Source organism: Pseudomonas sp. GL-B-19 (assembly GCF_019956415.1).
Taxonomy (GTDB): domain Bacteria; phylum Pseudomonadota; class Gammaproteobacteria; order Pseudomonadales; family Pseudomonadaceae; genus Aquipseudomonas.
In genome coordinates, this window is record NZ_JAHBDK010000108.1 from 170,087 (window position 1) to 183,307 (window position 13,221).

Annotated in this window: 15 protein-coding genes and 1 pseudogene; 12 read left to right on the forward strand and 4 right to left on the reverse strand. The window is 57.0% G+C overall.

Going from position 1 to position 13,221, the window contains the following annotated elements; translation table 11 throughout:
* Positions 1 to 4: 4 nt before the first annotated feature.
* Positions 5 to 424, reverse strand: coding sequence for a polyribonucleotide nucleotidyltransferase (locus tag KGB06_RS29780; RefSeq protein WP_223522008.1), 420 nt, complete (start codon positions 422 to 424; stop codon positions 5 to 7).
* Positions 425 to 534: 110 nt separating this feature from the next.
* Here KGB06_RS29780 and hrpB point away from each other — a divergent pair, with 110 nt between their 5' ends.
* Positions 535 to 3,051, forward strand: coding sequence for an ATP-dependent helicase HrpB (hrpB, locus tag KGB06_RS29785; protein ID WP_223522010.1), 2,517 nt, complete (start codon positions 535 to 537; stop codon positions 3,049 to 3,051).
* 105 nt (positions 3,052 to 3,156) lie between these two features.
* Here hrpB and KGB06_RS29790 read toward each other — a convergent pair.
* A pseudogene (locus KGB06_RS29790) lies at positions 3,157 to 3,454 on the reverse strand (aromatic amino acid transporter AroP); the annotation flags it as partial.
* Between the two features lie 147 nt (positions 3,455 to 3,601).
* Between KGB06_RS29790 and KGB06_RS29795 the strand changes: the two are divergent.
* The 6 genes from KGB06_RS29795 (at position 3,602) to KGB06_RS29820 (ending at position 7,745) form a co-directional block, all read left to right on the forward strand.
* Positions 3,602 to 4,105, forward strand: coding sequence for a TauD/TfdA family dioxygenase (locus KGB06_RS29795; protein WP_223522012.1), 504 nt, complete (start codon positions 3,602 to 3,604; stop codon positions 4,103 to 4,105).
* Between the two features lie 131 nt (positions 4,106 to 4,236).
* Positions 4,237 to 4,977 (forward strand): alanyl-tRNA editing protein, encoded by a 741-nt coding sequence (locus tag KGB06_RS29800; protein WP_223522021.1) that lies wholly within the window; start codon positions 4,237 to 4,239, stop codon positions 4,975 to 4,977.
* 25 nt (positions 4,978 to 5,002) lie between these two features.
* The gene (locus tag KGB06_RS29805) at positions 5,003 to 5,902 is read left to right on the forward strand and encodes a hypothetical protein (protein ID WP_223522022.1); all 900 of its coding nucleotides are present in this window, start codon (positions 5,003 to 5,005) and stop codon (positions 5,900 to 5,902) included.
* 474 nt (positions 5,903 to 6,376) lie between these two features.
* Positions 6,377 to 6,634, forward strand: coding sequence for a hypothetical protein (locus tag KGB06_RS29810; protein ID WP_223522023.1), 258 nt, complete (start codon positions 6,377 to 6,379; stop codon positions 6,632 to 6,634).
* A gap of 3 nt (positions 6,635 to 6,637) precedes the next feature.
* A complete protein-coding gene (locus KGB06_RS29815; protein ID WP_223522024.1) occupies positions 6,638 to 6,799 on the forward strand; it encodes a hypothetical protein in 162 nt (53 codons plus the stop codon).
* 52 nt (positions 6,800 to 6,851) lie between these two features.
* Positions 6,852 to 7,745: an MFS transporter gene (locus KGB06_RS29820; RefSeq protein WP_223522025.1), complete on the forward strand. Its 894-nt coding sequence runs from the start codon at positions 6,852 to 6,854 to the stop codon at positions 7,743 to 7,745.
* 86 nt (positions 7,746 to 7,831) lie between these two features.
* Here the strand turns inward: KGB06_RS29820 and KGB06_RS29825 are convergent, their stop codons facing one another.
* Both KGB06_RS29825 and KGB06_RS29830 read right to left on the reverse strand, forming a co-directional pair.
* Positions 7,832 to 8,908, reverse strand: a complete 1,077-nt coding sequence (locus KGB06_RS29825) for an endonuclease/exonuclease/phosphatase family protein (protein ID WP_223522026.1) — start codon at positions 8,906 to 8,908, stop codon at positions 7,832 to 7,834.
* A 150-nt stretch (positions 8,909 to 9,058) separates the two neighbouring features.
* A complete protein-coding gene (locus KGB06_RS29830; protein ID WP_223522027.1) occupies positions 9,059 to 9,733 on the reverse strand; it encodes a YciC family protein in 675 nt (224 codons plus the stop codon).
* Between the two features lie 178 nt (positions 9,734 to 9,911).
* Between KGB06_RS29830 and KGB06_RS29835 the strand changes: the two genes are divergently transcribed.
* The 5 genes from KGB06_RS29835 to KGB06_RS29855 all read left to right on the forward strand — a co-directional run.
* Positions 9,912 to 10,679 carry a DUF2076 domain-containing protein gene (locus KGB06_RS29835; RefSeq protein WP_223522028.1) on the forward strand — a complete coding sequence of 256 codons (768 nt, stop codon included), beginning with the start codon at positions 9,912 to 9,914 and terminating at the stop codon, positions 10,677 to 10,679.
* Positions 10,680 to 10,817: 138 nt separating this feature from the next.
* Positions 10,818 to 11,297, forward strand: a complete 480-nt coding sequence (locus KGB06_RS29840; protein ID WP_007946629.1) for an NYN domain-containing protein — start codon at positions 10,818 to 10,820, stop codon at positions 11,295 to 11,297.
* 22 nt (positions 11,298 to 11,319) lie between these two features.
* Entirely contained in the window at positions 11,320 to 11,931 is a 612-nt protein-coding gene (locus tag KGB06_RS29845; protein ID WP_223522030.1) for a PolC-type DNA polymerase III, read from the forward strand.
* Between the two features lie 300 nt (positions 11,932 to 12,231).
* Positions 12,232 to 12,771 (forward strand): Bro-N domain-containing protein, encoded by a 540-nt coding sequence (locus KGB06_RS29850; protein ID WP_223522032.1) that lies wholly within the window; start codon positions 12,232 to 12,234, stop codon positions 12,769 to 12,771.
* A gap of 283 nt (positions 12,772 to 13,054) precedes the next feature.
* Positions 13,055 to 13,221 (forward strand): transposase (locus KGB06_RS29855; RefSeq protein WP_223522046.1); only part of this gene is annotated, 167 nt, incomplete at its 3' end.

A 13,221-nucleotide genomic window follows, 5' to 3' on the forward strand; every position in this document is an offset into this window, starting at 1 on the left:
TGGTTTACGCGGCGGGTTGCAGGCCGAACATCGCCAGTTGCTGGGCGCTGCCCTTGTGTTGAATCAGGCGTGGGTCGTCCAGCGGGAAGCTGCGGCCCAGTTCCGTTTCGAGAATAGTCTGCAACTTGTGGTTATCGACCTTGCCGTCGGCGCCGATCGCTTCCTTGAGTTTTTCCGGGGCTACATGAGCAGTCTTGCCCGGCTCCAGATAAATCGCGCCGGTGGCGAAGTCGACCGCAAAAGCGATCAGGCCGGGGAGGATGTAGAACAGCAGGCCCACGGCATCCAGCGCCGCTACGACCGGGTCAATCTTGCCGTCAATCTGCCCGCGGCGGTCGGGGAAGAAAATCGAGCCGCAAGCGGTAACCTGGGTCAGCAGGGTTGCGACCAATACACCGCCAATCAAGCGAAAGGGAACACGCATATGAAATCTCCTGGGTCATCTGGAAAACGAAGCGACGTCGTTATGAATTAGGACCGTGATAAACGACAAGCAGTTCGCCGTTATACTCGCCGCTCTGTTTGGGAGCCAGCATGATTTCTTTGCCGATTGATGAAGTTTTACCCGCCCTGCGTGAAGCCTTGGCGACACGCCACGAAGCCGTACTCGAAGCACCGCCCGGCGCCGGTAAAACCACCCGCGTGCCCTTGGCTTTGCTCAACGAGACCTGGCTGGCCGGGCAGACCATTCTGATGCTCGAACCGCGCCGGTTGGCGGCGCGGGCGGCGGCGGAACGGCTGGCCAGTGAATTGGGGGAGAAGGTCGGTGAAACCGTCGGCTATCGGATTCGGCTGGACAGCAAGGTCGGCCCCAACACCCGCATTGAAGTGGTCACCGAAGGCATCCTCACGCGCCGTTTGCAGGATGACCCGGCGCTGGAAGGCGTTGGCCTGCTGATCTTCGATGAATTCCACGAACGCAGCCTTGACGCCGATCTGGCGTTGGCCCTGAGCCTGAATGGCCGGGAGCTGTTCCGCGACGATCAACCGCTGAAAATCCTCTTGATGTCGGCAACACTGGAAGGCGAACGCCTGGCCGGTTTGCTCGACGATGCGCCGATCCTGCGCAGTGAAGGGCGCATGTTCCCGGTGGCGATGCGCTGGGGCCGGCCGTTTCAGTCTGGTGAATTCATCGAGCCGCGCCTGGTGCAGACCATTCTCGAAGCCTTGAATGACGAAACCGGCAGTATTCTGGTGTTCTTGCCGGGGCAGGCGGAAATCCGTCGTGTGCATCAACAATTGGCCGATGCGTTGGGCGATAGTTCGCAGGTGCTGCTCTGCCCATTGCACGGTGAACTGGACCTGAATGCCCAGCGTGCGGCGATTGATCCGGCACCGGCCGGCAAGCGCAAAGTGGTGCTGGCAACTAACATCGCCGAGACCAGCCTGACCATCGATGGCGTGCGCGTGGTGATCGATGCCGGGTTGGCGCGGGTACCGCGTTTCGACCCCGGCAGCGGCATGACCCGCCTCGACACCCAGCGCATCTCCAAGGCCAGCGCCACTCAGCGCGCGGGCCGGGCAGGGCGCTTGGAGCCGGGCGTGTGTTATCGCCTGTGGTCACAGGATCAACACGAGCAACTGGCGGCGTATGCCAGTGCGGAAATTCTCTCGGCCGATCTCGCGGGTCTGGCGTTGCAACTGGGGCGCTGGGGCGTGACGCCGGGTCAGTTGGTCTGGCTGGATGTACCTCCGGCCGCCGCTTATGCACAGGCGCAGGATTTACTGGATCGCCTGGGCGCATTGGAGGGCGAAGCGCTGACTCGCCACGGTCAGGCCATGGCCGAACTGCCGGCGCATCCACGAATCGCCCATTTGTTGTTGCGTGGTCAGGCGCTCGGCTTGGCTGACATGGCCTGCGATGTCGCGGCATTGCTCGGCGAACGCGATATTTTGCGCGGTGCTGGCGCCGATTTGCACAGCCGCTTGGTACTTTTGTCCGGCGAAGAACGCGCCGCGCGAGGGGCACAGGGCGGTGTGCAACGGGCCCGGCAACTGGCGCGTCAATATCGCGGTTATTTGCGTGGCAAAGCGTCGGAGTCTGTTAGCGATCCCGATCATCCACGCTGGCTCGGCGCGCTGCTGGCGTTGGCCTATCCCGACCGCGTCGCCCAGCAACGGCGTGCCGGTGGTGCGGAATATCGCTTGGCCAACGGCCGCGCGGCGTTGTTCGCCGAGGCTGACAGCCTGATGAAACAGGCGTGGCTGGTGATTGCCGATCTCGGCAGTCGTCAGGGCCAGCGTGAGGAGCGGATTTATCTGGCAACAGATTTCGATCCGGCGCTGTTTGATTCGGTACTCGCCGAGCAAGTGCGCGTTGTCGATCAACTGGATTGGGACGAACGCGAAGGCGTGCTGCGCGCAGAGCGTCAGCGCAAGGTTGGCGAGTTGATACTCAGTCGCGAACCACTGACCGGCCTCGACGAAACCGCGCGCAGTCAGGCGCTGGTCAATCTGGTGCGGCGCAAAGGCCTGGAGTTGTTGCCGTGGACACCGGAGCTGCGTCAGTGGCAAGCGCGGGTGGCGTTGATGCGTCAGTTGGATCTTGCCGGCAAGGGCGACAGTGAATGGCCAGATGTCAGCGACGCCGCGCTGCTCAAAAGCCTCGAACATTGGCTTATGCCGTATCTGGGTAAAGTGTCGCGGCTCAGTCACTTCGCCAATCTCGACCTGTCGAGCATCGTCCACAACCTGCTGCCGTGGCCGCTGCCGCAACGGCTGGATGAGCAGGCGCCACATCATCTGAGCGTGCCGTCGGGCTCGTCGATTCGACTGGATTACAGTGAGCAGCCGCCGATTCTGGCGGTGCGCTTGCAGGAGTTGTTTGGCCTGGCCGAGACCCCACGCATTGCGGGTGGCCGGCAAGTGGTGAAGCTGCACCTGCTGTCTCCGGCGCGCCGGCCGGTGCAGGTGACTCAGGATTTGGCGAACTTCTGGCGCAGCACCTATGCCGAGGTTAAGAAAGATTTGAAGGGGCGGTATCCGAAGCATTATTGGCCGGATGATCCGCTGGTGGCTGAAGCCACAGCACGGATCAAACCCCGCAAGTAAGGACGTATATACCCGGCCTCAGCCGGGCGATGGCTCGTCCGAGATTTGCAATCGTTCAGACCTCGCCGTAGAGGGCCTGCGAAACACTGCGTTTGTGCTTGATGCTATGGCTGTCAGTTCCGACATGCCAGCCAGGATGTACAAGATCCAGCAGTTCCATCCCAGACAGGAAACCGGCAAACCCGCCCCAGTAATTGTGGGCGAACTGGCTGAAAGAGCCGGCGACGGGTTCTTCAACAATCATTTCGAGCAGTTGTCGCATGATTATGAAGGCGATGAAACCACATATCGCGTAGCCGAGGATGATTGAGGGGTCGGCAGACTTGAGTGCTCCCACCGAGCCTAGGATCAGCTCGGTAACCACTGCCCCACCCAGGGCGATCTCAACAAGTTGGGTTGCTATTGCGGCGCGACCGGCGGCGGGGTCGCGCGCGAAGTCTGAAATAATCTGTAGGAAGAAACATATTTCTGTCTGTTGAATTTGTAATGGGGAGTGGTATTTAATGCATCGCAGACGGAGATGCCGACGATTCCAGGGAAGTGAGGAGTGATGAAAGTGAAGGGCAGTGATGCAGAAAGGACATTCGATTTCGTGGCCAGCGGATACGCTGATCCGCAACGTAATTTTTTAGACGCCGCGGACGACATCCATGCACGCCTGCTGAATGACGGGGCCCTTGTCATTCGCGGCGCCAGTCAGTGCCGGGCCCCTGGCGTGTTTGAAAAGGCCATTGGCGCATTGGGCTTACAGACCCGGGATTACGTCGGCGGGAACTCTCCACGCTCGACTATTCAGGGCAAGGTCACGGAAGCGACCCGCACACCTTCCTCGAGGTCAGTCATCCTCCATCAGGAAATCGCCTATGTGAAAAGTCCGCCCGAGATCATCGCTTTCGTATGCGTGGAGCCTGCCGGGAAGGGTGGCGAATCTGTCATCGGGGACATGCGCAAACTGGAGCATCTAGTTGATCAGGTGACATTGAAACAAGTGACCGATCGCGGTCTTAAATTGCGCAGGACCTCACCCTGCGAGAGGGGAGTGAGGATCAGATGACAAGACTGTGCAACGTCCTGAGGAAAAAACTGGAAACCCATAAGCGCCAGTGAGGCCCGCAGGCCATGGAAGCCCTCGATGATTCGCGAGGGCTTCCAACGCAATCCGGTGAGACTTTACTCGAGGTAAGAATGAGCGAAACGCAGCCTTTATTTCACGAAAACCCGTATCTGAAGCAACTGGAATGTCGAGTCGACTTGCTTGAACACGACGACGCGGGTCTTCCTTTTGCGCTCCTTGGTGAGACAGTTTTCTACCCGCAAGGAGGCGGACAGCTCGGAGATCGAGGCGTGTTGAATATCCCGGGCCCAGGGAAGAATGAGGCACTGCGAGCGTTGGAGATTGTGTCGACCAAGAAAAGGGATGATCAGATCAGGCATTACTTGAGCGTTGACGATGAGGCGTTCACGCTGCTGAGAGAGTGCGCGATTGGCCAGCAGGCTACGGCAACGCTTGATTGGCCATTGCGATATCATCAGATGCGTCTTCATTCAGCCATGCATTTGATGCACTGCATGCTAGAGCAGACGCTTGGGCGTTCCATTCCACACCCGGTACGCTCTCCGTTGAGTGACGAGGGTGGGGAGAATCAATACGAGTTTATCGGAGAGTTCGACGAAGACAGTTTGAGGCGGGCGACGGATACCTTGAACGAGTTTTGCTCTGCAAGTCATGAGATTCGTACGGAAGCGGATACGAGCAAAGGACATGGATTTCGTTGGTGGCAATGCGAAGACTGGTCAATTCCCTGTGGGGGAGTTCATGTGCGTAATACGCAGGAAATAGGCGTGGTAACTTCCAGTATGAAAATCAAGAAAAATACCACCAGAGTGGTTGTCACTCTGTCGGCAGAGGCTGAAGAGCTTGGATAGTAAACGAGCGTTTGGTGCGTTTCTCATGCAGTTGCGGATCGAAACGGGGCATCTGAAGATTTCAACGTTTCTCGATGAGGTCAATATTCCATTTTCGGCCAATTACTATCGTGACGTTGAGGCCGGAAGGAAATACCTGAGTATTGATGCCGCAGTGGAGTTGCATGACCATCTTGGTATCGACGCCTCAAGCAAAGTCAGTTTTGATTATTTCTGGCATTACTTCAGAGACTTGCTGCCTGCTAACGTCCACGAGATGCTGTTTGGCAAAGGTGTCGAAGTCACGGATCTTTCTTCCAGGTTTGAGCTGAGAGAGCATGATTCGAAAATTTTACGTCGGGCGCTGAGTTTAAGTCGGTATGAGCGTGAGTTCATCATTACCGAAGAGGTGATTGCAGCATTCGAAGAGAACTTTGAACTGCTGCCATTGATGACTTATCTCTATATGGTGGACAGTGCATCCGTTGCTGAAATCCAGTTGGTGTGCCAGCAAATTGGCCTTGCCTACGATCAACATACTGAAGCTTTCTTGCACCTTGTTTCCAAAGAACGAACAGCACCTGAAGATCCCTTTGTTCGTCATGCGCCAACGCTGAGGATGCCCAGAACGGTTGATGCATTGAGGTTAAAGGATCAGTTCCTGCGCTACGAAGTGGAACGGTCGCAGCTCAAACCTGAAAAAAGTGAATACTTTGATGTTTCAGGTTCTTTCAAATACAGCTCGATGGTGACACTGAAAGATGCGGAAATAGAACAGATTCAGGACCGTCTTGTGGATCTTTTCTCTCTCATTGAAGTGCATAACAAGTCAGGGCGTCAGCTCGAGGACTCAGGCGCCCAACCTTATTTCTTCGGGTTAATTGTTTCTGGCCGTCCGGAGTACGACGGGCGTGCGGCCCGAAAGACCAAAAGTACCAAGGAATGAACATGCAGGAGGCGGGTGTCATCGCCTTCTTTGTTCGTTGATTCGCGACCGTCGACCGCTCACAGGAGTGCGCGGGATGGCGCGGTGATCTGGCAGAAAAACAGAAACCTGGCAGTGATCAGTCAAAACAGGGATGAGACTAATGAATACTCTGGTTTTTGAAAAGCTCCGTCAGCTGTCTGGCGAACGTTTAACACTGATCTGGATCTGGATCTGGATCTGGATCTGGATCTGGATCTGGATCTGGATCTCGACTTGATGGCTTGGTCCGCGATGACAAATCCTCGCCCACCGAAGAGTCCTGTATGTGTAAGCCAGGCTTCAGCTAACACTCAGGCCGCATAAATATCGAATGAACCTTTGGCCATTGCGCTTACGCGCTGGTTCAGCAGTCAAGCAAGACTAGCAACATCCCTTTCAATTAAAAGCAAGTGTCGCATCGTCATAACATAAATGCTCTCAAGGAGTTCATCTGTGAATCGCTATCAGCCTCTTAAAGCCAACGCATCCAACACCCCGACTTTCTATATAGACTCGCATGCCGCACCAAATCTGCTGTTTGAAGATGCCTGTTTCAGAATACGCGCCGCTACCAGGCTTTTAGAGGCGCTGACATCCGTAACCGTCAAACATACGGTTGATGCAGACTTCTTTCGACTGATATTTCCAGCCTATTTATTGCTGCAGGATGGTGTCGACGCGCTGGATCAAATAACGTTTAAAGGGCAGTAAGTCATGTCTGAACTAGCAACCTTTGAAATGATCAAAGCAGCGATGATAAAAGCAATTGAAACGGGGCTTGTTCCTCGTCACCCTCGCCTTGATGGCTATATCAGAAGTTGGGAAAGCCTGGCGCTCGTCATCCAGGCTGCGCTTGAGGCAACCCCCGATAACTGATGAGTCTCGCGCGTTATCTTTAGGGAAGGTCTGAAGTACCCACCGTTTTTTGATGTCCTCGCTACTTGAGGCTCAAAAAATCGCTACGATTTCCCAGATCTCCTATATCGTTCAGTACTTCGGTGAGGGCGAACACGAGCGCGTACTCTCCTACGAGAATGTTGCAGCGAACGCCGGCGCCGGTGTTGCCCCCTTCATCGCATCATTGATACTGGCCGGGGCGGGTTACTGGTTTGTTGCCTTGCCATTGCTTTTAGGTGTGCTTGCAACTGCTTCCACCACATTGATTCCTCACCTGGCACGCTCAGCAGGTCTGGAGGTTGGTGATCGTTCTTCCACGGTGGACGGATCCGAGGCTTCCCCTAAAGTTGTTGCATTTCTGGCAATCAATTTTCTGACCATGATTGGCTATGCGCAGTTTTATTACGTGTTTCCAACCTATGCGAGCGAGCGCTTTTCCAGTGAGTTGGTGGGAGTACTGTTCCTGGTGGCGAGCGGGATCATCATTTTCAGCCAGGTGTATATAACGTCGCTCTCGCAGCGAGTGTCTCGCTTGTGGCGCGTCATCGTTTCAAACCTGTTGATCGGGACGGGATGCCTGCTGTTGATCATTTCATCGCAAGCTCAGGCGATTCTGTTTGTCGTGGTGGTTTTTATCGTTATTGGCGAGATGATCTGTGGCCCGTTGTATCAAGCCCAGGCCGTCAAGATATGGAGAGGGCGAAGCTCTGTCGCGATGGCCGTCCAGACCTGTGTCTGGGGGGCGGCCGAGGCAACCGCAGCGGTGCTCGGACTGCTGGCTGTCGCGCAAGAGCTCAGCTTCATGTCCTTCCTGTTGGGATTTGCCGCATGCGTGATCGCAGCCGTGGGGGCATGGGTATCGATTGCCTTGAAGCGTCCACTCATTGGCATCGAGATCGAGCGCAGGTCACCTCAGGTTTCCTGAATGGGGCAGGTGCACTCAAGCACCTTTGGACCTTAATCGCGGGCAAGCCCGCTCCCACAGGTTTTGCATTTGTCATGAGTCCCGTGTTAGGGCGCAGCGGGCAACAGGAACCGCGCAATCACCGGCAAGTGATCGGAGATGCGCAACGTATCGTCCTGCCTCACCGTCGCCTCGACCCGTTTGATGCGTGGGCTGTAGAACAAATAGTCGACCGTCCGGTCCGGGCCGTTCAGGCCCGGATCGTTCGGGTAGTGGGTTAGCCAGCGCGCGCGGTTGATTCCGCTGGCTTCGTTGTTGGTCGGGATCATCGGGTACTTGTCCCACAGCACATGCAGCGCGCTTTCGGCAGAGTAGGGCGTGCGTTGGTCGTCGGGCAGTCGGCGAAGTTGCCCCAGCGGCAACAGATTGAAGTCGCCACCGATCAGCCACGGCGTGCCAAGGCTTTCGAACTTGTCGAGGACTTTGGCAATAGCCGTTACTTGGGCTTGCAACGTTTCGTCAGTCTGGAGGACTCGGTCCAGATGGGTATTGAGAGCCGCCATCTGACCGCCGTCGTTCAGCGGCAGATAAGTCACCAGCAGGGCGTTTTTCGGTTTGAACTGGCGGCTGATCACGTTGGCTGGTTCGACCGGCAATTGCAGGCGTTCGGCGTGTTCGATCTGGTAGCGGCTGAGCGTTACCAGTTGCCGGCCAACGCTGCCGAAAATGTGCGGCTGCGGCACGAAATCGGCCTTCCAGTCGAAGGCGCGAGCGCTGCACGGATACAGGTCGGCGACCCGCTCTTGCAGCAGCTTGAACTGGTTCTGGTAATCGCTGGTCTTGGCATTGTCATCGAGCTCCTGCAACAACACGATGTCGGGGTTTTCGTCGCGAATCACCCGCGCCACTTCGTCGAGGCTGAAGGCCATGTCTTCCAGTGTCGGCTTCTCGTCGTCACCCTGTGCCAGATCGTTCCAGAACACGTAGCGTTTGCCCGCCAGGTACTGAACGTTCCAGGTCATCACCTTCAACGCCTGGCCGGACACCAGGCTTGGCGCTTGAACCGTGCAGCTGGCCGGCACCACTTCCCTGGCGTCGGGGCGCCAGGTCAGGTTGTAGATCAGGGTCATCACGCCGATCACGATCAACAGGCTCGGCAGGGTGTAGCGCAGTAGACGGGTCATGGCTCGGCTTATAGCGTTACAAAAGATGGCCCTGAGCATAACCGAGCGCCGCGCTTATTCCCAAGGGCATGCCCACTGATCAACCGTAATACGCACCCTGTAGCAGCCGGACGCAGGCTTCGCCAGTTGCTACATAGAGTGTGTTGTCAGTTAGAGCGGCCCATCAATTTTCGCGGGTTCTTCGCTGATCAGCATGAACAAACGGAACAACACCACGCTGGTGAACAGTTGCAGGAAGCTGTGGGCGCTGTCGATCAGGAGTGAGATCACCGGATTCTGCGGCTCGGGGTATACCGCCAGCGTTGCGCCCTTGAGCAACCACAACGGGCCCATCACGCACAAAATGCACACCAGGATGCGCATGAAGTGTCCACGGGTCAGGCGCAGGCTTTCCTTCATCGCCGCCAGCGGAGCCAGGCCTCGCAGCACCAGCAGGTATTCGCCGAACGCCAGGGTCACCATCAGATAGATACCGGGAAGGAAGTACAGCGACAGGCCGAGCAGGATCAGCAGGGTATTGAGCGCCGTCAGCAAGGCGAAGCGTGGCCACAGGTAGGCCGACCTCGCCAGCAGATCGCGATTGCGTGGCGCCTCACCGCGGCTGCGGGCGTCGAGAAACAGGATCAGGGCGGCGGTGTACAGCGGATAAACCAGCAAGCCGACGATCACACTGACACCGGGAAAACTGTCCGGCTCGGTAGAGTGGTCGACCACTAGTTGCAGGAGCGACTCGAAGATCACCAGCGGCAGGCACAGCTGCACGATCTGGCCCAGATTGCGCTTGAAGAAATACAGGGAGTCACGCAGTACATCTAACGGATTCATCAGTCGGTATCGCTGGTTGGACGCGGTGGCCCACTTTAACCGATGAACCCCTTTGAGGCGCAAACGTAAACGTAAGGTAAAGGTCGTTGAAACAACTTCTTTCAGCCTCCATTAAGGTGGAGCACCTTATCCTCATCGGAAAAGGACAACGATTTTCCCGGCAATCTACGAGGTCGCCATGAACAGCGAAGAACAAACCCTGATCGATGGACTGTTTTCCCGGCTGCAACAGGCCGAAACGGATTCAGCCCCGCGCGACGCCCTGGCCGAGGTGCGGATCAAGGAACACCTGACTCGCCAGCCTGCGGCCGGCTATTTCATGACCCAGGCGATTCTGGTTCAAGAAGCCGCCATCAAGAGCCTCGACGAACAGAACAAACAATTGACCCGGCAAGTGCAGCAATTGCAGGCCGAACTGCAATCGGCCAAGGCTCAGACAGCGGCACCGGCACCGAGCGGTGGTGGCTTTTTGTCGAGCATCTTCGGTGGCAGTGCCCGCGATCCGCAGCCAGCACCGAGCCAGAGTGCAGCGCCGTCCACGGGCGGCTGGCGCGAACCGGCACGACCATCGTTCAATTCGCAATCGCCACAGCAAAACTTCGGCGCAGCACCGCCTCAACAAAATTACGCCCCGCAACAGCAAGCTCCGGCGGCTGGCAGCAGTTTTCTCGGTGGTGCGCTGAAGACCGCAGCCGGTGTGGCGGGTGGCGTGATGCTGGCACAAGGCATCAGCAGCCTGTTCCATCACAATCAGCAGCCGGAAGTGGTTGAAGTGATCAAGGAAGAGCCAGCTCAGGTCAGCGATCAGAACGATAGCGGCAATGGCTGGGGCGACGACCAGCGCATGGCTGACAACTCCAACAATCAGGGCGGTTTTGCCGACGCTGATTACAACGATGACAGCTCATCGTTCTTCGGTGGCGATGACGACGATTCCTTCGTCTGACACACCATTCGTCCGGGGCGCGACCGTGCCCCGGGCCGATTATTCGCGGAACAATCCTTCGGGCTGGCATACTGGGCAACTTTTCGGGCCTGGTGCCTGATCTCGCCTGCGCGCCTGTGCGCCAAGAGGAAGTCCGCGGTGAAAAAAATCGCAGTGTTCGCCGATGTTCAAAACCTCTATTACACCGTGCGTCAGGCCTATGGTTGCCACTTCAACTACGCCGCGTTATGGGCTGACATCAGCAAACAGGGCGAGATCGTCGAGGCTTATGCCTACGCGATCGATCGCGGTGACAGCAAACAGCAGCAGTTTCAGCAGATCCTGCGCAACCTCGGCTTCACCGTGAAGCTCAAACCCTACATCCAGCGCAGCGACGGTTCGGCCAAGGGTGACTGGGACGTGGGCATTACCCTGGACATCATGGATGCCGCCGATCATGTTGACGAAGTGGTGCTGGCCTCCGGCGACGGTGATTTCGACATGCTGCTGGAGCGCATCATCAGCAAACACGGAGTGCAAGCGGTGGCCTACGGCGTGCCGGGCCTGACCGCCAATTCGCTGATCCGCGCCGCCAGCCGTTACGTGCCCATTGAAGGCGCGTTGCTGCTCAAGAATTGATTTTTACGGAGTTGAAACAGGTTTGGAACGCATAGCAGTCATCGACTTTGAAACCACCGGGATCTCCCCGAGCAGCAGCTGCCGGGCCACGGAAATTGCCGTGGTGATTCTTGAACAGGGGCGCATCGTCGAGCGTTACCAAAGCCTGATGAATGCCGGCGTGCGCGTACCCGCCTTCATCGAGCAACTGACCGGTATCAGCAACGCCATGCTGCGCACCGCGCCGTTGGCGGAGCAGGTGATGAACGAAGTCAATGAGTTCGTCGGCATCACGCCGCTGCTGGCGCACAACGCCGCGTTCGACCAGAAGTTCTGGGACTTCGAACTGGGGCGGATCAAGCGCACGCGATTACAGAATTTTGCCTGCTCGCTGCTATTGGCCCGGCGGTTGATGCCAGCTGCGCCGAACCACAAGCTCGGCACCCTTACCACCTTCGCCAACCTGCCCGATACCGGCAAGGCGCACAGGGCCATGGCTGATGCCGAGATGGCTGCCAACCTGACGGCGCATCTGGCTGAAGAACTGCGGCGCAAGCATGGGTTGCGCGAGTTGTCGCATGATTTGCTGTGCAGCTTGCAGAAAGTGCCGGCGGCGAAGATCAATGAACATCTCAAGCGCCATCGCGGGTTCTAATCACACCGCATATCCCCTGTAGGAGCTGAGCTTGCTCGCGATGGCGGTGTATCGGTCGACATCAATGTTGAATGGTAAATCGCTTCGCGAGCAGGCTCGCTCCCACATTGGATCTCCTGCGACGTTAGATTCGTGTTTAACGGCGCCTCCGGTTTGATGATTGCTCCTACCGAATATTAGGGAATGTCTGTCTTGCCCCTCATCTGCGGCATCGCTAACCTCTGGGACGTCGCTGCCAATGCAGTAACCGGGACTGCAAGCCCGAATCGTTAGGGGCACACTTGGTTCGGAGATTCGCCCATGGTCAAAGTTACCCCCAATATCCCTGATATCAATGCTGACTCAGATCAGTCCGAAATAACGCAACCAGCTTCAAGAGAAGCTCACTTCGTACCCAAAACATTCATCCGTCATCACATCCAACTGAGAGCACTGCTACTGCATGTCGAGGCGTGGTTTTGTGCCCGCGATATCGGCCGGTTAATGGGCGTGGATATAAACGGCAGATACGCACTCAAGCTTGATGCCGATCAGCGCCGGATGATGTGTTTGTCTGGAAGCGATGAGCCCCAAGAGACACTAATGCTGAGTGAGTCGGGCGTGTACGCGATGTTGGTCTATCACTACTGTCCGGAAAACCGGCATTTACGGCGTTGGTTGACCCACCACGTGGTGCCGATGCTGCGGGAGGATGCTGGATCCATTTCGACTCAAGTACCGCGTTTGCGGTTGATGGAATGGGCGGGGGGAACGCTAAGGCTATTGCACTGGCGGAAAGAGCCCTGGGTTCGCCTCCGAGATATGCCACGATTGATGTCTACCGAATACAGCGGCGTTTGACAGATCGCTTCGCGGGCAAGCCCGCTCCTACTGGAACGATCTAGCGCCTGCGGGAGCGGGTTGTTGGCAAGGCTCACCGGGCCATGGCCGAAGATCAACGAGCACCTCAAGCGCCATCGCGGATTCTAATACCACCGCAACCCCCTGCTCGCGATGAGGCCGTCTCAATCAGCATGTTTGTTGACTGACACACCGCTATCGCGAGCAGGCTGATCTGGCCTAATGAAATTGGACACATCAATAGGGCGCTATGATGGCGCCCAAATCTAAGGTGTGCATGATGATGCGAAAGTCCTATTCCAGCGAGTTCAAGCTCAATGCTTCAAGCATGGTGCTTGATGAAGACCAGCCCATTCTTGAGGTCTGCGCCAACTTCGATATCGGCCCTACTGCGTTGCGCCGCTGGGTCGAGCAGGTCAGGAAAGAACGTGCAGGCTCGACGCTAGCGGG